Below are 19,291 nucleotides of genomic sequence, written 5' to 3'. Positions count from 1 at the left end.
GGCTACTGGCGCGGCATGCCGCGCGCCATGTTGGGCGCGCACCGGTTCGACAGGAGATACTTCGTGGCCACCGTGCTCGACACCCAGGATTATGTCATCAAGGACATCAGCCTCGCTGGCTTCGGCCGCAAGGAAATCGAGATCGCCGAGACCGAGATGCCCGGCCTCATGTCGCTCGTCGAGGAATTCGGCGCGTCGCAGCCGCTGAAGGGCGCGCGCATCACCGGCTCGCTGCACATGACGATCCAGACGGCCGTGCTGATCGAGACGCTGGCGAAGCTCGGCGCCGAGCTGCGCTGGGCGTCGTGCAACATCTTCTCGACCCAGGACCATGCCGCCGCCGCGATCGCCGCGTCGGGCATCCCGGTGTTCGCCGTGAAGGGCGAGACGCTGGAGGAATATTGGGACTATGTCGTCCGCATCTTCGACTGGGGGCAGGACACCACCTGCAACATGATCCTGGACGACGGCGGCGACGCGACCATGTTCGCGCTGTGGGGTGCGCGTGTCGAGGCGGGCGAGACGCTGTTCACGCCGTCCAACGAAGAGGAAGAGATCTTCGTCGCCACGCTGCAGCGCTTCCTCAAGGAGCGTCCGGGCTACCTCACCAAGACCGTCCAGAACATCAAGGGCGTGTCGGAAGAGACCACCACCGGCGTCCACCGCCTCTATGAGCTCGCCAAGCAGGGCAAGCTCCCGTTCCCGGCGATCAACGTCAACGACTCGGTCACCAAGTCGAAGTTCGACAACCTCTACGGCTGCAAGGAATCGCTGGTCGACGCGATCCGTCGCGCCACCGACGTCATGCTCGCCGGCAAGGTCGCTTGCGTCGCCGGCTTCGGTGACGTGGGCAAGGGTTCGGCGGCCTCGCTGCGCAACGGCGGCGCCCGCGTGCTGGTGACCGAAGTCGATCCGATCTGCGCGCTGCAGGCGGCGATGGAGGGCTATGAGGTCGTGACGATGGAGGACGCTGCAACGCGCGCCGACATCTTCGTGACCGCCACCGGCAACGCCGACGTCATCACGCTCGACCACATGCGCGCGATGAAGAACATGGCGATCGTGTGCAACATCGGCCACTTCGACAGCGAGATCCAGATCGCGGGCCTCAACAACCTGAAGTGGACCGAGATCAAGCCGCAGGTCGACGAGGTCGAGTTCGCCGACGGCAAGAAGATCATCGTCCTCGCCAAGGGCCGCCTGGTGAACCTGGGCTGCGCGACCGGCCACCCGTCGTTCGTGATGTCCTCGTCCTTCACCAACCAGGTGCTGGCGCAGATCGAGCTGTGGACGGGCGCCGATAAGTACAAGAACGAAGTGTACGTCCTGCCCAAGCACCTCGACGAAAAGGTTGCGGCGCTGCACCTGGAGAAGCTGGGCGTGAAGCTGTCCAAGCTGAGCCAGAAGCAGGCGGATTACATCGGCGTGCCGGTCGAAGGCCCGTTCAAGCCGGACCACTACCGCTACTAAGCGACGCCGCCGCACTGCGGAAGGCATGGAAGGGGCGGGGTGCCGATAGGCGCCTCGCCCTTTCTCTTTTCCGGGCGACAAAGCGACGCTCCAGTGCTGCGGCGTGCATGGCGCTGTGCAGTGAGATCGCCTAAACCGCGGGCGATGAGGGCATTCGCACGGCCGCGGGGACGAACGCGGCGATGATCATTCTGAACCCCGTCTCGGCGATCCTGGCCGGGGCGGTCCTGGCGTTGGTGCTGGTGGGGGCGGTTTGGGCGCTCGCGGCCGGGCTGTGGCTGCGCAGGCACGCGCGTGCGGGAATTGCCGCCGCGGGCATAGATGCGACGCTGGTGCAGGCCTCGCCCGCGCAGGCGATGCTGGTGCGCGCCGACGGTCGCGTGGAGATGCCGCCGCAGCTCGCCCAGTGGCTGGGGCTGTCGGCGATGCCGCAGACGCTTGCCGACCTGACGGGGATGGACGAGGGGCTCGATCCCGCCAGTGCCGAGGCGCTGTTGCGCGAGATCGGCGGTGCGCAACGCGCCGCGCGGCCGTTCCGGATCGAGGTCCGCGCGCGCGGTGCCGCCCGGACGCTGACCGCGAGCGGCGAGCGCGCACCCGCCTCGCTGGAGCCGCATGGCGGCGCGCTCGTCTGGTTCTTCGACGCGTCCGAGTTCCAGACCGAGATCGGCACGCTGTCGCGCGAGATCGAGGAATATCGCAGCGGCTTCGATGCGCTGTCGGGGCTGATCGAGGCGGCGCCGATGCCGATGTGGTATCGCGACGGCGATCTCCGGCTGGCGATGGTCAACAGCGCCTATGTGCGCGCGGTGGACGCGTTCGACGCCCGCGAAGTGCTGGCCCGTCAGGCGGAACTGGTCGACGGCGACGGCATGGGCGGGCCGCTCGGCAGTGCGTTGATCGCGCGCGACACGGGCCAGCCCCAGGCAAGCGTGATGCCGGCGACGATCGGCGGCGCGCGCCGCATGCTGCGCGTTCACGACGTGCCGCTGCCAGAGGGGGGCATCGCGGGCTTCGCGGTCGACATCCATGACGTCGAGGAAATGCGCGCGGGGATGAAGCGCTTCCGCCTCGCGCAGCGCGCGGTGCTCGACCGGCTCTCGGCAGGCGTGGTGCAATTCTCCGCCGACCGGTCGCTGGAGTTCTGCAACCAGCCGTTCCGCCGCATCTTCGGGATGCGCGGCGAGTGGCTCGCCGACCGCCCCGAGTTCGACCGCGTGCTCGAACGCATGCGCGAGGCGAAGCGCTTGCCGGAAGTACGCGACTTCCCCGGCTGGAAGCAGGAGCGGCGTGCGTGGTTCCGCGCGGCCGAGGCGGTGGAGGAACCCTGGCACCTGCCGGGCGGCACCTATCTGCGGGTCGTCGCCCAGCCGATGCCGGAAGGCGGCCTGCTGCTGATCTTCGAGGATCGCACGGAGCAGGTGCAGCTGGCAAGCGCGCGCGACACGCTGCTGCGGGTGCGTACCGCCACATTCGACAATCTGTTCGAGGCGCTCGGCGTCTTCTCGGCCGACGGCCGCCTGCAGCTGTGGAACAGCAAGTTCCGCCAGCTGTGGGGGCTGGAGGAGGCGTTCCTCAACGACCATCCGCGCGTGGACGTGCTGGCGGAGCAGGCGGCGCCGATGCTGGCGAACCCGTCGCGCGCGGTGCTGATCCCCGAACTGATCCGGTTTGCCACCGTCCAGCGCATCCAGCGCAGCGGTCATTTCGCGATGGCGGACGGGCGGCACTATCAGTTCGGCGCCGTACCGCTGCCCGACGGCAACGCGCTGCTGACGATGCTCGACATCTCCGACAGCCGCCGCATCGAGCAGGCCTTGCGCGATCGCAACGAGGCGCTGGAAGCGGGGGACCGCACCAAGACGGCGTTCCTGGCGGCGATGAGCTACGAGCTGCGCACGCCGCTCACGTCGATCAAGGGCTTCACCGAGATGCTGCACGGCGGCTATGCCGGTGCGCTCAGCGAAGACGGTGCGCGCTATACCGGCGCGATCCTGGAATCCGTCGACCGGCTCGGTGAACTGATCGACGACGTGCTCGACTTGACCGCAAGCGAAGGCGCGCCGCTGCAACGCGCGGAGGTCGACCTCGCCCCGCTTGCCAGGGCGATGGCCGCGGACATGCTGCCCGCCGCCGCCGCCAAGCGGATCGAGCTGGTGGTGGAGGTGGACCCGTCCGTCGGGAGCATCGTCGGCGATGCCCGGCGCATCGGCCAGGCGATCGCCCACCTGCTCGACCACGCGATCGCCGGCACCCGCGATCGGGGACGGGTGCTGCTGCACGCGGACGGCGATGCCGAGGCGGCCCGCATCATCGTGTCGGATGACGGCCCCGGCATGGACGCCAACACGGCGGCGCATGCGCTCGACCGGTTCGCGCCCGGCGGTGCCCTCCGGCGAGGGGAACGCGCACTGGGGCTGGGCCTGCCGCTCGCACGGCGCATCGTCGAGGCGCACGGCGGCACCATCGCGCTGGTATCGGAACAGGGTGCGGGCACGCTGGTCACGATCGAGGTGCCGCGAGGATGAACGACCTGCTGCTGCATAGCCCCGAAGAAGCCCATGCGTTCGGCGCCGCGCTCGCGCGGGTCGCCAACCCCGGCGACGCGATTGCGCTGTCCGGGCCGCTGGGAGCCGGCAAGACCAGCATCGCACGCGGGCTGCTTGCGGCGCTGGGGCTGATGGAGGAAGCGCCGTCACCCAGCTTCGCGATCGTCCAGCCCTATGAGCCGCCGGAGACGCGCTTTCCCGTGCTCCACGTCGACCTCTACCGCATCGAACATGCGGATGAGGCCGAGGAGCTTGGCCTGGACGAGGCGCGGCTCGACGCGCTGCTGGTGGTCGAATGGCCCGAGCGGCTGCCGGACAGCGCCTGGGAAGACGCGCTCTGGCTCACCCTTACTCCCGAAGCCGATGGCACCCGCCGCTTGACAGCGAAGGTGCCGCCGTCATGGAAAGCACGATGGCCGCTGACATGAACCCGCCCGCCGCGGCGCCCGCCTTTCTCGCAGCACATGGATGGGGAGGGGCCGAGGTGGTCCCGCTCGCCGGTGACGCGTCCTTTCGCCGCTATTTCCGCGCACTCGACGCCGGCCGCAGCGCCGTGCTGATGGACTCGCCGCCGAAGCTGGAGGACCAACGTCCGTTCGTGGAGCTTGCCCGTTGGCTGACGGAGCGCGGCTTTCGCGCGCCGGCGATCCTGGCCGAGGACCCGGCCGAGGGGCTGGTGCTGCTGGAGGACTTCGGCGACGCGCGGCTGCGCGAGACCGCGGACGCCGCTCCCGAAAGCGAGCTGCGGCTCTACGGGGACGCGGTCGACGTGCTGATCCGCCTGCGCGACCACCCGGCGGCGCCGGTGCCGGCTTATGACCGCAGCGTTTATCTGCGCGAAGTGATGCTGCTGCCGGAATGGTATTGTCCGGCGATCGGCCTGGAGGTCGACGTGCCGGGCTATCGTGCCGCCTGGGAGGCCGTGCTCGACACCGTTGACGCCGGCGAGGCGGTGACGGTGCTGCGCGACTACCACGCCGAGAACCTGATGCTGATCGAGGGCGAGGCGGAGACGCTGGGGCTGCTCGACTTCCAGGACGCGCTCGCGGGGCACCCGGCGTACGACCTCGTCTCGCTGCTCCAGGACGCGCGGCGCGACGTTTCGGCCGCGCTGGAGGAGGCGATGCTGGACCGCTACCGCCGCACCACCGGCGTGGGCGAGGACTTCCTCGACGCCTATCACGTGCTGGGCGCCCAGCGGAACGCCAAGATCGTCGGCATTTTCGCGCGGCTGTGGCAGCGCGATGGGAAGCCGCGTTACGCCGCGCTCTGCCCGCGCGTCTGGCGCTATCTGGAGCGGGATCTCGCCCAGCCGGTGCTGGCGCCGGTCGCCGCGTGGTTCGACGCCAACATCCCCGCCGAACTGCGGGGCGATCCGATGCAGGTGCGCGCATGAGCAAGGCCATGACCCTGTCGCTGCGTCCGAACCCCGACGTGGCGGTGCCGGAAACGGCGATGGTGATGGCGGCCGGCCTTGGCAAGCGCATGCGCCCGCTCACGGCCACCCGCCCGAAGCCGCTCGTGTCCGTTGCAGGCAAGCCGCTGATCGACCACGTCTTCGATCGGCTGCGCGCCGCCGGCGTCAAGCGCGCGGTGGTCAACGTCCACTATCTGGCCGACGTGCTGGAGGCGCACCTGCGCGCGCGGGTGAAGGACATGGAGGTGCTCGTTTCCGACGAGCGTGCCCAGCTGATGGAAACCGGCGGCGGCCTGGTCCAGGCGCGCGAACTGATCGGCGACAAGCCATTCGTCTGCGTGAACAGCGACAATTTGTGGGTCGACGGGCCGGTGGACGCGATCCGGCTGCTGGCGGAGGCGTGGGACGATGCGCGGATGGACGCGCTGCTGCTGCTGGTGCCGCTTGCCCGTGCGGCAAGCCACAGCGGTCATGGCGACTTCCACCTCGATCCGACCGGACGTATCACCCGCCGCCGCCAGCCGGGGCGGCTTGCGCCGTTCGTCTTCACCGGCGTGCAGATCCTGTCGCCGCGGGTGATCGCCGACTGGCCGGAAGGGCCGTTCTCCACGAACCTTTTCTGGGAGCGCGCGCTGGAGGCTGGCCGCCTGTGGGGCCTGGTCCATGAGGGGCTGTGGTTCGACGTCGGCACGCCGGGAGCGATCAAGGAGACCGAGGCGGCGCTCGCCGATGGCTGAGGCCCCGCGGCTTCGGCTTTTCTCCATTCCGCCGCACCGGGCGTTCGCCGACGCGCTCGCGAACGGTCTGCTGCGCCAGTACGGGCGCGACCCGATGGCGCTGGCGCGCGGCTTCGTGCTGCTGCCCAACAACCGGGCCAAGCGCGCGATCACCGACGCCTTCGTGCGCGCGAGCAACGGCGGTCTGCTGATGCCGCGGCTGGTGGCGGTCGGCGACCCGGAGATCGACGAGGCGGTGGGGCCGTTTGCGGACCCCGCCGACGATCTCGATCCGATCCCGCCGGCAGTTGCGCCGCTCGCGCGCCGCATGATCCTGTCGCGGCTGGTGGCGGAGGAGCGGGCGCGCGCCGGCCGTCCGGTGGATGCCGCAGAGGCCGTGCGTCTCGCGGGCGATCTCGCCCGCACGCTCGACCAGCTGCTGGTGGAGGAAGTCGAGCCCGACGCGCTCAAGACGATCTCGTTCGACGAGCCGCTCCAGACCCATTGGGAGCGTTCGCTCGCCATGTTCGAGACGGTGCTGGTGCGCTGGCCCAAGGAACTGGCGGCGCTCGGCCGCATCGACCTGGCGGTGCGCCGCAGGCGGCTGCTCGACCGGCTGATCGCGCGCTGGCGGGCAACCCCGCCGCCGAGCTTCGTTTGCGCCGCCGGCATCGCCAGCGCCTCGCCGGTGATCGCCCGACTGTTGCGCGCCATCGCCGAGCTTCCGCAGGGGAGCGTCGTGCTCTCCGGCCTCGCCATCGACATGGACGATGCCGAGTGGGATCTGCTCGGGCCGCACGAGCCGGACCCGGTCACCGGCCGTCGTCGGCGCTCGCTCGAGACCCACCCGCAATTCCAGCTGAAGCTGCTGCTCGATCGGATGGGCGTCGGCCGGCGCGAGTCCGAGACGTGGCGGGCCGGCAGCGAGCATGACGCGCGGCCTGCGCGCAGTCGCACGATCGAGAGCGCGCTGGCGCCGGCCGAGCGCACCCACGACTGGATCGACCTGCCGGCCGAACGTCGCAGCCTGGCAGGCGTGCAGGCGCTGGACGTGCCGACCCCGGCCGAGGAAGCGCAGGCGATCGCCATCGCCATGCGCCAGGCGTTGGAGACCGAAGGCAAGACCGCGGCGCTGGTGACGCCCGATCGTGCGCTGGCGCGTCGCGTGTCGGCGCATTGCGCGCGCTGGGGGATCACCGTCGACGACACCGCCGGCCAGCCGCTGTCGGTGCTGCCGCCGGGTACGATGCTGCTCGCGCTCGCCGATGTGGCGGCGCAGGACTTCGCGCCGCTGCCGCTGCTCGCCTTGCTCAAGCATCCGCTCGCTTGTGCGGAGGAGGGCCGGCTGGAATGGCTGGAAGGCGTGCGGCGGCTCGACCGCGCGCTGCGGGGGCCGCGACCGGCGCCGGGACTTGCGGGAGTCGACGCCTTCCTCGCCGATGCGGAGGGGCGCGACGGCGCGCTGCGCCGCGCGGCGGCACCATGGTGGGAGAAGACCCGGCCGCTGTTGGCGCCGCTCGCCGAGAGCTATGCGGGGGGCGCACGCCCGCTACCGGAACTGCTTGGAGCATTGCGGGCGACGGCGACGGCGCTTGGTGGCGACGCGCTCTGGTCGCGTCCCGAAGGCCGGGCTGCCGGCGAGCTGCTCGACACGCTGGAGCAAGAGGCGGTGCACGGCCCCGCGATGGTGGAGCCGGAGTCGATCGGCCCGATGCTCCGCACGCTGATGGATGAGGTTGCGGTGCGACCGCCGCATGGCGGGCACCCGCGGCTTGCCATCTACGGCCTGCTCGAGGCGCAACTCCAGACGTCCGACCTCACGATCCTGGGCGGGCTCAACGAGGGCGTGTGGCCGGGGCTGCCCGCGCCCGATCCGTGGCTGGCGCCGCGCATCCGGGCGGAGCTTGGCCTGCCAGGCCTCGAACGCCGCATCGGCCTGGCCGCGCACGACCTCGCCAACAGCCTGGGCGCGAAGGAGGTGCTGCTGACCCGTGCCCACCGGGACGCGAGCGGACCGACGGTGGCCTCGCGCTTCTGGCTGCGGCTGGAGGCGCTGTCGGTGAAGGGTCTCGACCGAGCGGAGGAGCTCGCCCGCTGGACCCATGCGATCGACGATCCCGGCGGTTATGCGCCAGCGTCACGCCCCGCGCCGTGCCCGCCGGTCGCGCTGCGACCGCGGCAGATCTCGGTGACCGAGGTCGACCGCTTGAAGGCGGATCCTTTTGCCTTTTACGCGCGGCGGATGCTGCGGCTGGCGGCGCTTGATCCGGTCGATGCCGATCCCAGCGCTGCGTGGCGCGGGACGGCGGTGCACGGCGTGCTGGAGGATTGGGCGCGGCAGGACGGCTTCGACCCCGCAAAACTTGCTGGTCGGGTGGAGACGCTGGCGGCCGATCCGCGAACCCACCCGCTGCTCCGGGCACTGTGGGTCCCGCGCCTGCGCGAGGCGGTCGACTGGATCGCGAGCCAGGTCGCAGCGCAGATGGCCGGCGGCCGCAGTATTCTGGGCGTAGAGGGCGAGGGGAAGATCGACCTCGCCGGGGTCGAGCTGCGCGGCAAGTTCGACCGGATCGACCGGCTGGAGAACGGCGACCTCGCGGTGGTCGACTACAAGACGGGCCAGCCGCCCTCGACTCGCGCGGTGCGCGACGGCTTCAGCCTCCAGCTGGGGCTGCTCGGCATCATGGCCGAGCGCGGCGCGTTCGAGAACATCGCCGGCACCGCCACCGCCTTCGAATATTGGTCGCTCGCCAAGAAGGGGGACGCGTTCGGCTATGTCGCGACGCCGGTCGATCCGGCGGGCAAGTATAACCGCGTGCCCACCGACCGCTTCGTGGCGCTCGCGCTCCATCATTTTACCGAGGCTGCCGCCAACTGGCTGACCGGCGAGGCGCCGTTCACCGCCAAGCTCAAGCCCGAGTACGCCCCCTTTGCCGAGTATGACCAGCTGATGCGCCGCGACGAATGGTATGGCCGTGAGTAGCGCCGGCCTGCTTCCCGAACTGCGCGGCAACCAGGCGCGCGCGAGCGATCCTAGCCGCCACGTCTGGCTGTCCGCCTCCGCTGGCACCGGCAAGACGCAGGTACTGACCGCGCGCGTGTTCCGCCTGCTGCTGCGCGGCGTCGAGCCGTCGGCGATCCTGTGCCTGACCTTTACCAAGGCGGGCGCGGCCGAGATGGCCGAGCGCGTCAATGCGCGGCTAGCACGCTGGGTGCGGCTGCCGGAGCAGGACCTGAGGAAGGACCTGTTCGCGCTGGGCGAAGACCCGAACGACGAAGCGCTGATCGCCCGCGCCCGGACACTGTTCGCGCGGGTGCTCGATGCGCCGGGCGGCGGCATCCGCATCCAGACGATCCACAGCTTCTGCCAGACGCTGCTGTCGGCCTTTCCGGTCGAAGCGGGGCTGGTCCCCGGCTTCCGCCCGCTGGAAGCACGCGAGGAGGCTGCGATGGCGCGCGAGGCGCTCGCCGCCATGCTGGTGGAGGAGCAGCGGCAGGGGCGGGTGACGCTGGGCGATGCGATCGCGGCGCTCAGCCTGCGGCTGGGTGAGGGGCGGGCGGAGGCGTTCCTGGCCGAATGCGCGCGCCGGCCGAACGCGATGGCGGCGTTGCCCGCCGATCTCGCCGACTTCCTGCGCGATGCGTTCGACCTGCCGCACGGCGACCTCGACAGCGCGATCTGCGACGGCTGCTGCGACGACGCGTTCGACGTCGATGCCCTTCGCGACCTGATGGAGGCGAACCGCGCCTGGGGCACCGCCACCGGCCTGAAGGTGGCGGCCGCGATCGAGACCTGGCTGGCCGGCGATCCCGCCGCCCGTGCCGAGGCGCTGGACACGCTCTACGGCCAGTTCTTCACGCAGAAGGACACGCTCAAAAAGGCGTCGGCCAAGGTGCTGGCAGCGATGCCCGACTATGACCTGGCGGCGGAGGCGATCGGCAGCCGCTGTGCCGAGCTGGTCGCGATGCGCCGCCGCGCCGCCTATGCCGACCTGCTCGCCGCAGCACTGGAGGCGGGGCGCCGCTATGCCGCCGCCTATGCCGAGGCGAAGCGGCGGGCGGGCGCGGTCGACTTCAACGACCTGATCGCGCGCACCCTGGCGCTGTTCGCGCAGCCGGGCATCGGGGAGTGGGTGCGCTTCAAGCTCGACCTCGCGACCGAGCACGTCCTGATCGACGAGGCGCAGGACACCAATCCCGAGCAATGGGCGATCGTCCGCGCGCTGGTGGACGAGTTCTTCGCCGGCGAAGGCGCGCGGGTGGCGGGCTTGCGCACGCTGTTCGTGGTCGGCGACTACAAGCAGGCGATCTTCGGCTTCCAGGGCACCGATCCCGTCTATTTCAAGGCGGCACACCAGCTGTTCGACCAGCGTGCCGCGGTCGCGCCGGAGTTCGACACGGAGGCGCAGCCGCTCGACACGCTATCGCTGACCGAAAGCTTCCGCTCGACAGCACCCGTACTGGAGTTCGTGGACGCGGCGATCGACGCCTTTCCGCAGCCCGGCATGGGCGACATGGAGGAAAGGCTCCAGCACGCCAGCCGCGTGGCCGGGCCTGGCACCGTCACCCTGTGGGCGCCGACGGTCGAGGAAGCGGGCGAGGGGGAAGAGGGCGAGGAACAGTGGATCGCGGATGCCACCCGCACCCTCGCGGGCAGGATCGCGCGCCAGATCCGCGAATGGATCGGGGCGCTGCCGCTGGAGAGCAAGGGACGGACCCTGGGTGCCGGCGACGTCATGGTGCTGGTCAAGCGCCGTGGCGAACTCGCCTCGCTGATCGTCGCGCGGCTTTATGCGGAAGGGGTGCCGGTCGCGGGCATCGACCGGCTGCGGCTGAACGCGCCGCTCGCCGTGCAGGACCTGCTGTCCGCGATCCGCTTCGCGCTCCAGCCGGACGACGACCTGTCGCTCGCCAACCTGCTGGTTTCTCCGCTGATCGGCTGGAGCCAGGATCAGCTGATGGCGGCAGCGTTGCGCGAGCGCGGGAGCCTGTGGCGCCACCTGCGGCTGACCCAGCCCGACGAGGCGCTGGCGCCGCTCCAGCAGATCCTGCGCCGCGCCGATGTGGCGACGCCGTACCGCTTCCTGGAAGAACTTCTGTCCGGCCCGTTGGAGGGACGCCGCAAGCTGGTGCTGCGGCTGGGCGAGGAAGCGCGCGACCCGATCGAGGAACTGCTGAACGCCGCGCTTAGCTTCGAGCAGGTCTCGACGCCGTCGCTGCAACGCTTCCTCGACTGGTTCGATCGCGGCGACGTGGAGATCAAGCGCGACCCCTCGCAAGGCGGCGGCGCAGTGCGGGTGATGACCGCGCATGGCGCCAAGGGATTGCAGGCGCCGCTGGTGATCCTGGCCGACGCCTGCATCGATCCGAGCCAGAACCGGCGCGAGACGCTGCTGTGGACGCCCGAGGGGTATGACGGGCCGGCCTTCCCGGTGTTCCGCCCGCGTGCGGGCGAGCGGGACGGTCCCCTCGATGCAGCGCTGGCCGAGGCGGATGCCAAGGAACTCGCCGAGCATTGGCGGCTATTCTACGTCGCCGCCACGCGCGCCGAGGAACGGCTGGTGATCGCGGGGGCGCCGGGATCGCGTGCGCAAGGCGTGGCGCCGCCGCTCAGCTGGCATGCCGCCGCCGCGGCTGCGTTGGACGCGCTGGAGGTGGGTACCGAGGAGGACGGCACGCGCGTGTTCCGGGGTCGAACTCCGGCCAGGCCGATCCTGCAACGCAGCGGTGGCGCGAAGACGGTGGGCGCGACGGGCGAGCCGGACCCCGCATGGTTGCGCGCGCCTGCGCCCGAGGAGGCGCGTCCGCCGAGGCCGTTGGCGCCATCGTCGCTGGGCGAGGACGAGGTCGCCGATCCGCCACCGACCCCGGCGATGCGCGCCGCCGCACAACGCGGGCGCTTGCTCCACCAGATGTTCGAACGGCTCCCGAGCCTGCCGCCTGCCGAGCGCGCCGCCGCCGGCGGCCGCTGGCTGGCGGGCGCGGCGCAGGTCGAGGATGCGGCCGAGCGCCGGCGGATCGTGCGGGATGCGCTGGCGATCCTGGAAGTGCCGCGGTTCGCCCCGCTGTTCGGGCCGGACGCGCTTGCCGAGGCGCCGATTGCAGCGACGATCGGGGGCATGGTGGTGTCGGGCACGGTCGACCGGCTGCTGATCGAGGAGAACCGCGTGCTGGTGGTCGACTTCAAGACCGGCCGGCGTGCGCCGGAGACGGCGGCCGAGGCGCCGACCTATCACCTGCGGCAGATGGCGGCCTATGCGGCGGCGCTGGCGGTGATCTTTCCCGGCCGCAGGATCGAGGCGGCGCTGCTCTATACGGCGGTGCCGCGGCTGCTCGAACTGCCGGACGAACTGCTCGACCAGCACAAGCCGCGCTTGGCCGCTCGGGAGCAAAGCTTGGGCTCGGACGGTTGAGACCGCGCCCGCCCGAACCTAGGTAACGCAGCGACAAAGGAGATTACGACAATGGCGACCAAGGCGATCACCGATAGCAGCTTCCAGGCCGACGTCCTCGATGCGGGCAAGCCGGTGCTGGTGGACTTCTGGGCAGAATGGTGCGGCCCGTGCAAGATGATCGGCCCGTCGCTGGAGGAAATCTCCGAGGAACTCGGCGAGGAAGTGACCATCGCCAAGCTCAACATCGACGAGAATCCCGACGCGCCGGGCAAGTACGGCGTGCGCGGCATCCCGACGATGATCCTGTTCAAGAACGGCCAGCCCACCGCCACCAAGGTCGGCGCGGCGCCCAAGGGCCAGATCAAGGGCTGGCTTCAGGGCGAGCTCTAAGCAGCGAAGGGCCGGCATACGCCGGCCCTTCTTTTATCCGAATATCAGCGGCGCGGCCTGTTCCCATAGCTCCGGCGAGGCGGCGCTGAGCATGCCCCGGCGATTGTCGCCGACGCGATACGGTGAGCCATCTGCGCGCGCGACGCGCCCGCCGGCTTCCTCCAGGAAGAGGACGCCCGCCGCGTGGTCCCAGGGCAGGGTGCGCTGGAACAGGGCCAGGTCGTTCTCGCCGAGCACCAATCGCGGATATTGCTCGGCGGCACAGCGCGGGATCTCGACCAGCGTGAGCTTGCCGGCGACGCGATCGGCCAGCGCGGCGCGATCCTCGTCCGACATGAAGTAGGTCGCCAGCGCCGCGACCGGCTCGGCCGCACCCGTCGCTCGCGCGGTCACCGGTTCTCCGTCGATGAAGGCGCCGCCACCGCGAACCGCATGGCACATGCGGTCCGCCACCGGATCGTAGAGCCAGCCGGCCTGCGGGACGCCGTCTTCCACCAGCGCGATCATCATCCCGAACGGCGTCTTGCCGGCCGCGAAATTGTTGGTGCCGTCGACGGGGTCGATCAGCCACACGCGGCCGCTGCCCACCGTGTCGAGCAGCGTCGGGTCTGCCGCGCACGCCTCTTCGCCCACGATCCGCGCTTCCGGATCGATTCCGGCGAGCCCGCGGGCAAGCTCCACCTCCGCCTCGCGATCGGCGATGGTGACCAGGTCGTCCTTTGCCTTTTCCTCGATGTCGGCGGCGTCGAGGTGGCGGAAGCGCGGCAGGACGACCGCCGCCGCCACCTCGCGCAGCAATGTGCAGACGGCGGTGTGGCGGGCGTCGGTCATGGGGTCAGCTCCGATAGTCGGCGTTGATCGAGATATAGCCGTGGGTGAGGTCGCAGGTCCAAACCGTCGCCCGGCCCTCGCCGAGGCCCAGGTCGACGCCGATCTCGACCGTCTGCCCCTTCAGGTGCTCGGCGACCGGCGCCTCGTCGTAGCCGGTGACGGCAAGGCCATCGCGCGCCACCTGCGTGGTGCCGAAGCGGATCGAGAGCCTGTCACGCTCGGCCGGCTCGCCAGCCTTGCCGACCGCCATGACGACGCGGCCCCAGTTCGCGTCCTCGCCGGCGATCGCGGTCTTCACCAGCGGCGAGTTGGCGATGCTCATCGCAATGCGATGGGCGCTGCGGTCGCTCTCGGCGCCCTCCACATCGACCTGAATGAACTTCGACGCGCCCTCACCGTCGCGCACGACCTGCTGCGCGAGGCTCAGGCAGACGTCGAAGAGGGCGGCGGCGAATGCATCGGCGCCGTCGCTGTCGGCATCCACCAGCGGCGTGTTGCCGGCCTGGCCGGTCGCGAACGCCAGCACCGTGTCGCTGGTCGAGGTGTCGCCATCGACCGTGATGCACGAGAAGCTCTTGGTGTTGGCCGCCGAAAGCGCCGACTGGAGGAAGGCCGGATCGACCGCCGCGTCGGTGAAGACGAAGCCCAGCATGGTCGCCATGTCCGGCGCGATCATGCCCGAACCCTTGACGATGCCGACCAGCGTCACCGTGCGGCCGCCGACGATCGCGGTGGCGGTCGCGGCCTTGGCAAAGGTGTCGGTGGTCATGATCGTCTCGGCCGCGGCTTCCCAGCTGCACGGTTCGGCCACGAAGGCGGCGTCGAGCCCGGCCTCGGCCTTGTCGATCGGCAGCGGCACGCCGATCACGCCGGTGGAGGCGACGAACACGTCCGAGGGCTGGCAGCCGAGGTGCGCGGCGGCGCGGGCGGCGACGGCCTCCACCGCCTCACGGCCACGATGTCCGGTGAAGGCGTTGGAGTTGCCCGCATTCACCACCAGCGCGCGTGCCTGGCCCAGCACCAGCGCCTTGCGGCACCACTCGACCTCGGGCGACGGGCAGCGGCTCTGCGTCAGCACACCGGCGACGGAGGTGCCGGCTTCCAGCGTGACGAAGGTGAGGTCGCAGCGATCCCATGCCTTGTAGCGCGCGCGGGCGACGCGCGGGGTCACACCCGCGATCGGCGGCAGGACGGGGAAGGCGGCGGGGGCGAGGGGGGAGCGGGTGTTGGCCATGGCTCCGGTCCATGCGTCCGTGCGCCCGATCCGTCGAGTGATTTTGCGATGGAAAGGTGCTCAGAGCCCGCCGCCCGGCGGCCGGCCCGCGTCTGCCCGGCTTTCGGGTGGACGGATCGCCGTGCGCCCATTATCTCCACCGCTGCCCGGCGCCATTGCGGCACGGGCTAGCTCTTCGCCGATGGATCGTCGCTTGCGTCTCCTGTTGTTCCTCTCCGCGCTGCTGACCGGCCTCACCGGGGCCCTGGTCGGCGCGACTCCGGTAGAGGCGCGGCAGGTCGAGCAGGTTGCGGGCAGGATCGCGGCGGAAGTGGCGACCGATGTTGCCGATCACGCGCCGCTGGTCGTTCGCGCCAGCAGCGCACTGGACGGCGCGCGCCTTTCGCCGGTGCCGGCGCCCTATGCCGTACCTCCCGTCGATGTCCGCTCCAGGGTCGACAGCGCGCTCGAGTGAGCGTGCCGCCCGCGCGTGCGGGCGTCCTCCACCCCAGTTTCGCCGCGCCTGACAGGCGCGCCTCTCGGGATGCCGCGCACCGGGCGCGGCTCCGCTCCCCATCATGAAGGAACAGCCATGTTCGGCGGCCTTGCCAAGTCCCTCTTCGGTTCTTCCAACGATCGTTACGTCAAGTCGCTGGGTTCGATCGTCAACAAGATCAACGGCTTCGAAGCCCAGATCCAAGCGATGGACGACGAGACGCTCGCGCAGCAGACGGCGCGTTTCCGCGAGCGCCTCGCCAATGGCGAAAAGCTCGACTCCCTGCTGCCGGAGGCGTTCGCGACCGTTCGCGAGGCATCGAAGCGCGTGCTGGGCATGCGCCACTTCGACGTGCAGATGATCGGCGGCATCGTGCTCCACCGCGGCGAGATCGCCGAGATGCGCACGGGCGAGGGCAAGACGCTGGTGGCGACGCTCGCCACCTACCTCAACGCGCTGCCGGGCGAGGGCGTGCACGTCATCACCGTGAACGATTACCTTGCGCGGCGTGACGCCGAGCAGATGGGGCGGATCTACGGCTTCCTGGGGCTCACCACGGGCGTGATCGTCCCCAACGTCTCCGACGGCGAGCGCCGCCAGGCCTATGCCGCGGACATCACCTACGGCACGAACAACGAGTTCGGCTTCGACTACCTCCGCGACAACATGAAGTATGATCGCGAGTCGATGGTGCAGCGTCCCTTCGCCTTCGCGATCGTCGACGAGGTGGACTCGATTTTGATCGACGAGGCGCGCACGCCGCTGATCATCTCCGGGCCGACGGACGACAAGTCCGACCTGTACCTGTCCGTCGACGCGATCGTGAAGCAGCTCGAAGAATCGGACTACGAGAAGGACGAGAAGCAGAAGAGCGTCATCCTGACGGAAGACGGCACCGAAAAGGCCGAGCGCCTGCTCGAGGCCGCCGGGCTGCTCCAGGGGGCGAACCTCTACGACTTCGAGAACACCCAGGTCGTCCACCACCTGAACCAGGCGCTGCGCGCGAACATGATGTTCCGCCGCGACGTCGATTACCTGGTGAAGGACGGCAAGGTCGTCATCATCGACGAGTTCACCGGCCGCATGATGGACGGCCGCCGCTGGTCGGATGGCCTGCACCAGGCGACCGAGGCCAAGGAAGGCGTGACGATCGAGCCGGAGAACCAGACGCTCGCCTCGATCACCTTCCAGAACTATTTCCGCATGTATCCCAAGCTGTCGGGCATGACGGGCACCGCGGCGACCGAAGCGGCCGAGTTCTTCGACATCTACAAGATGAATGTCGTGTCGATCCCCACCAACGTGCCGGTGCAGCGCGTCGACGAGGAGGACGAGTTCTACAAGACGACCCAGGACAAGTTCCTGGCGATCGCGCGCAAGATCCGCGAGCATGCCGAGCGTGGCCAGCCGGTGCTGGTCGGCACCGTCTCGATCGAGAAGTCGGAGCTGCTGTCCGAATTCCTGACCCAGGAGAAGGTGCCGCACAAGGTGCTGAACGCGCGCTACCACGAGATGGAAGCGCACATCGTCGCCCAGGCGGGCCGACTGGGGGCGGTGACCATCGCCACCAACATGGCGGGTCGCGGCACGGACATTCAGCTGGGCGGCAACCTGGAGTTCCGGATGCTCGACGAGCATCCGGAACTGGAGGCAGGCACGCCGGAATATGAAGCGGCGGCCGAGAAGATCCGCGCGGAGATCACGGCCGAGAAGCAGGCGGTGCTCGCCGCGGGCGGCCTGTTCGTGCTCGGCACCGAGCGCCATGAGAGCCGGCGCATCGACAACCAGCTGCGCGGCCGTTCGGGTCGCCAGGGCGATCCGGGCCTGTCGCGCTTCTACCTGAGCCTGGACGACGACCTGCTGCGAATCTTCGGGCCGGACACGCTGTTCGCCAAGATGATGCGCTCCAACATCGCCGATGGCGAGGCGATCGGCTCCAAGTGGCTGTCGAAGGCGATCGAGACCGCGCAGAAGAAGGTCGAGGCGCGCAACTACGACATCCGCAAGCAGGTCGTCGAATACGACAACGTCATGAACGATCAGCGCAAGGTCGTGTACGAGCAGCGCGCCGACATCATGGATGCCGACACCGTCGGCGACGTGGTGGCCGACATGCGTGCCGAGACGGTGAACGCGATCGTCGGCGAGGCAGTGCCGCCCAACTCCTATCCGGAGCAGTGGGACGTCGCAGGCCTGACCGAGCGTGCGGCCGAGGTGCTGGGCGTCGAGGCGCCGGTCGCGCAGTGGATCGCGGAGGAAGACGGGCTGGAGGCGGAAACGCTGGAAGAGCGTATCCGCACGCTTGCGGACCAGGTGGTCGAGGCGAAGGCAGCCGAACTGGAGCCGACCGCCTGGACGCAGATCGAGAAGTCGATCCTGCTCCAGAACCTGGACCACCACTGGAAGGAGCATCTGGCGATGCTCGACGCGTTGCGCGCGGTGATCCACCTGCGCGCCTATGCGCAGAAGACGCCGATCAACGAGTATAAGCAGGAGGCGTTCGCGCTGTTCGAGCGCATGCTGGGCAGCATTCGCGAGGATGTGACCCGCACGCTCGCGGTGGCGAACTTCAACTTCAACTTCACGCCGCCGCCGCTTCCCGAGCTGCCGGACTTCCTGACCAGTCACTTCGACCCGCTTACCGGCGACGACGACACCTGGGACCAGGACGCCGGCAGCGGCTACCTGACCACCCGCATGCCGCCGATGCAGATGCCCCAGCCCGACGCGCAGGCGCTGGGCGAGGATCCGGCCGAGTGGGTCGGCCGCGTCAGCCGCAACGCGCCGTGCCCGTGCGGCTCCGGCCTCAAGTACAAGCACTGCCACGGCCAGCTGTAAGGGGATCGGGGCGCCGCGGCTGCCGGCACGCTGGGGTTGGCAGCCGTTGCGGCCCGGACTCCCCGCGGGGCGTTGCCGAAGCACAAAAAAGGGGTCGCTGCCGATGGGCAGCGACCCCTATTTGCTGGAGGGGAAGGGGGATCAGTTCGGCTGCGGCATCTGCACGCGCGGACCGAGGTTCTCGATCACCGCCCGCGCATCGAACGCGCGCACATTGTCCGTCGGCTTCGGCCCACGACCCACGATGATCTCCGCCGACGCCTCGTACTTGTCGACCGTGCGAATATCCGTGTTGTAGAACGGGTCGCCATAGGGTCCCCAGCCGCGCCAGCCATAGGCCGGACCGTGGAAGCGCCAGTAGGGGCTCCACGCGCCGAAGCCGCCGTAGCCGCCCCAATAGGGATCGGGCGTCGCATAGGTGCGCGTGCGGCGTTCGGTGTCGCGGTCGACGAGGACGAAATAGTCGAAGCCACGCTCAACCGTCAGCTGTGCAGCGCGAAACAGCAGGTAGCGCTCGACCGTTTCACGCGACGTGAGCGTGTTGCCGGCGAAGGTGACCTGGAAGCGATTGGCTTCGATCTGCTCGTCGGAATACCCCGTCCGGGCAAAGCCGCTGCCGGTCGCCGGCCGGTAGGGGGTTGGGGTAGCGCAGGCGGCGAGCACCAGCGCTCCCACGATCGCAGTGCCGATACCGGCGAGACGCTTGCGATCGAACCTGGATGACTGCATCGAGTTTCTCCACTGCCGCATATTTTCGCCGACGAAGGGCGGCACAACCTCAGAACGAACGTCGGGGCGTTTGGGTTCTTTGACCCGGTACGATGAGTTGTGCAACTTCGCAGCTTAGCCGTTCCTGAACGGTATGTGACCGGGCCCGAAAAGACGTTGTGGTAGAGGGGCTTACAGGCTTCCGCATCGGTCCGAGTCCGAACAGGCGCGCCGGCGCGCGTCTCTTTCGAAAATGCTGGCGTGTGGA

Annotated in this window: 13 protein-coding genes; 10 read left to right on the top strand and 3 right to left on the bottom strand. The window is 69.7% G+C overall.

The window, feature by feature from the left end; all coding sequences use genetic code 11:
- Positions 1–27 precede the first annotated feature (27 nt).
- The 8 genes from ahcY (at position 28) to trxA (ending at position 12,937) form a co-directional block, all read left to right on the top strand.
- A complete protein-coding gene (gene ahcY, locus EDF69_RS14005; RefSeq protein WP_132882291.1) occupies positions 28–1,470 on the top strand; it encodes an adenosylhomocysteinase in 1,443 nt (480 codons plus the stop codon).
- 182 nt (positions 1,471–1,652) lie between these two features.
- The gene (locus EDF69_RS14000; protein ID WP_132882131.1) at positions 1,653–3,998 is read left to right on the top strand and encodes a sensor histidine kinase; all 2,346 of its coding nucleotides are present in this window, start codon (positions 1,653–1,655) and stop codon (positions 3,996–3,998) included.
- Positions 3,995–4,447 (top strand): tRNA (adenosine(37)-N6)-threonylcarbamoyltransferase complex ATPase subunit type 1 TsaE, encoded by a 453-nt coding sequence (gene tsaE, locus EDF69_RS13995; RefSeq protein WP_132882132.1) that lies wholly within the window; start codon positions 3,995–3,997, stop codon positions 4,445–4,447. Before EDF69_RS14000 ends, tsaE begins: the two co-directional genes overlap by 4 nt.
- Positions 4,432–5,415, top strand: a complete 984-nt coding sequence (locus tag EDF69_RS13990) for an aminoglycoside phosphotransferase family protein (protein WP_132882133.1) — start codon at positions 4,432–4,434, stop codon at positions 5,413–5,415. Before tsaE ends, EDF69_RS13990 begins: the two co-directional genes overlap by 16 nt.
- Positions 5,412–6,173 (top strand): nucleotidyltransferase family protein, encoded by a 762-nt coding sequence (locus tag EDF69_RS13985; RefSeq protein ID WP_125959742.1) that lies wholly within the window; start codon positions 5,412–5,414, stop codon positions 6,171–6,173. Before EDF69_RS13990 ends, EDF69_RS13985 begins: the two co-directional genes overlap by 4 nt.
- The gene (gene addB / locus EDF69_RS13980; protein WP_132882134.1) at positions 6,166–9,135 is read left to right on the top strand and encodes a double-strand break repair protein AddB; all 2,970 of its coding nucleotides are present in this window, start codon (positions 6,166–6,168) and stop codon (positions 9,133–9,135) included. The genes EDF69_RS13985 and addB overlap by 8 nt, the downstream gene beginning before the upstream one ends.
- A complete protein-coding gene (addA, locus tag EDF69_RS13975; RefSeq protein ID WP_132882135.1) occupies positions 9,122–12,565 on the top strand; it encodes a double-strand break repair helicase AddA in 3,444 nt (1,147 codons plus the stop codon). The genes addB and addA overlap by 14 nt, the downstream gene beginning before the upstream one ends.
- 51 nt (positions 12,566–12,616) lie before the next feature.
- Complete coding sequence (gene trxA / locus EDF69_RS13970; protein WP_125959739.1) at positions 12,617–12,937, top strand: thioredoxin TrxA; 321 nt, start codon at positions 12,617–12,619, stop codon at positions 12,935–12,937.
- A gap of 33 nt (positions 12,938–12,970) precedes the next feature.
- Here the strand turns inward: trxA and EDF69_RS13965 are convergent, their stop codons facing one another.
- Together EDF69_RS13965 and argJ are read right to left on the bottom strand one after the other, a co-directional pair.
- Positions 12,971–13,768 (bottom strand): inositol monophosphatase family protein, encoded by a 798-nt coding sequence (locus tag EDF69_RS13965; protein WP_132882136.1) that lies wholly within the window; start codon positions 13,766–13,768, stop codon positions 12,971–12,973.
- 4 nt (positions 13,769–13,772) lie between these two features.
- Entirely contained in the window at positions 13,773–15,002 is a 1,230-nt protein-coding gene (gene argJ / locus EDF69_RS13960; protein WP_132882137.1) for a bifunctional glutamate N-acetyltransferase/amino-acid acetyltransferase ArgJ, read from the bottom strand.
- A 181-nt stretch (positions 15,003–15,183) separates the two neighbouring features.
- Here argJ and EDF69_RS13955 point away from each other — a divergent pair, with 181 nt between their 5' ends.
- The gene (locus tag EDF69_RS13955) at positions 15,184–15,456 is read left to right on the top strand and encodes a hypothetical protein (protein WP_132882138.1); all 273 of its coding nucleotides are present in this window, start codon (positions 15,184–15,186) and stop codon (positions 15,454–15,456) included.
- A gap of 117 nt (positions 15,457–15,573) precedes the next feature.
- Entirely contained in the window at positions 15,574–18,315 is a 2,742-nt protein-coding gene (gene secA, locus EDF69_RS13950) for a preprotein translocase subunit SecA (RefSeq protein WP_132882139.1), read from the top strand.
- A gap of 141 nt (positions 18,316–18,456) precedes the next feature.
- On the opposite strand, the gene EDF69_RS13945 is transcribed toward secA, so the two are convergent.
- Entirely contained in the window at positions 18,457–19,044 is a 588-nt protein-coding gene (locus EDF69_RS13945; RefSeq protein WP_239555504.1) for a CC0125/CC1285 family lipoprotein, read from the bottom strand.
- Positions 19,045–19,291: the final 247 nt, after the last annotated feature.

Origin of the sequence: Sphingomonas sp. JUb134 (assembly GCF_004341505.2) — a bacterium.
Taxonomy (GTDB): Bacteria; Pseudomonadota; Alphaproteobacteria; order Sphingomonadales; family Sphingomonadaceae; genus Sphingomonas.
The sequence above is the reverse complement of the archived record's forward strand: the minus strand, read 5'-3'. Positions and strand labels throughout refer to the sequence as shown.

Coding starts and splice junctions, on each gene's coding strand:
- ahcY (WP_132882291.1), top strand. CDS start 28: ATGTTGGGCGCGCACCGGTTCGACAGGAGATACTTCGTGGCCACCGTG.
- EDF69_RS14000 (WP_132882131.1), top strand. CDS start 1,653: ATGATCATTCTGAACCCCGTCTCGGCGATCCTGGCCGGGGCGGTCCTG.
- tsaE (WP_132882132.1), top strand. CDS start 3,995: ATGAACGACCTGCTGCTGCATAGCCCCGAAGAAGCCCATGCGTTCGGC.
- EDF69_RS13990 (WP_132882133.1), top strand. CDS start 4,432: ATGGCCGCTGACATGAACCCGCCCGCCGCGGCGCCCGCCTTTCTCGCA.
- EDF69_RS13985 (WP_125959742.1), top strand. CDS start 5,412: ATGAGCAAGGCCATGACCCTGTCGCTGCGTCCGAACCCCGACGTGGCG.
- addB (WP_132882134.1), top strand. CDS start 6,166: ATGGCTGAGGCCCCGCGGCTTCGGCTTTTCTCCATTCCGCCGCACCGG.
- addA (WP_132882135.1), top strand. CDS start 9,122: ATGGCCGTGAGTAGCGCCGGCCTGCTTCCCGAACTGCGCGGCAACCAG.
- trxA (WP_125959739.1), top strand. CDS start 12,617: ATGGCGACCAAGGCGATCACCGATAGCAGCTTCCAGGCCGACGTCCTC.
- EDF69_RS13965 (WP_132882136.1), bottom strand. CDS start 13,768: ATGACCGACGCCCGCCACACCGCCGTCTGCACATTGCTGCGCGAGGTG.
- argJ (WP_132882137.1), bottom strand. CDS start 15,002: ATGGCCAACACCCGCTCCCCCCTCGCCCCCGCCGCCTTCCCCGTCCTG.
- EDF69_RS13955 (WP_132882138.1), top strand. CDS start 15,184: ATGGATCGTCGCTTGCGTCTCCTGTTGTTCCTCTCCGCGCTGCTGACC.
- secA (WP_132882139.1), top strand. CDS start 15,574: ATGTTCGGCGGCCTTGCCAAGTCCCTCTTCGGTTCTTCCAACGATCGT.
- EDF69_RS13945 (WP_239555504.1), bottom strand. CDS start 19,044: ATGCAGTCATCCAGGTTCGATCGCAAGCGTCTCGCCGGTATCGGCACT.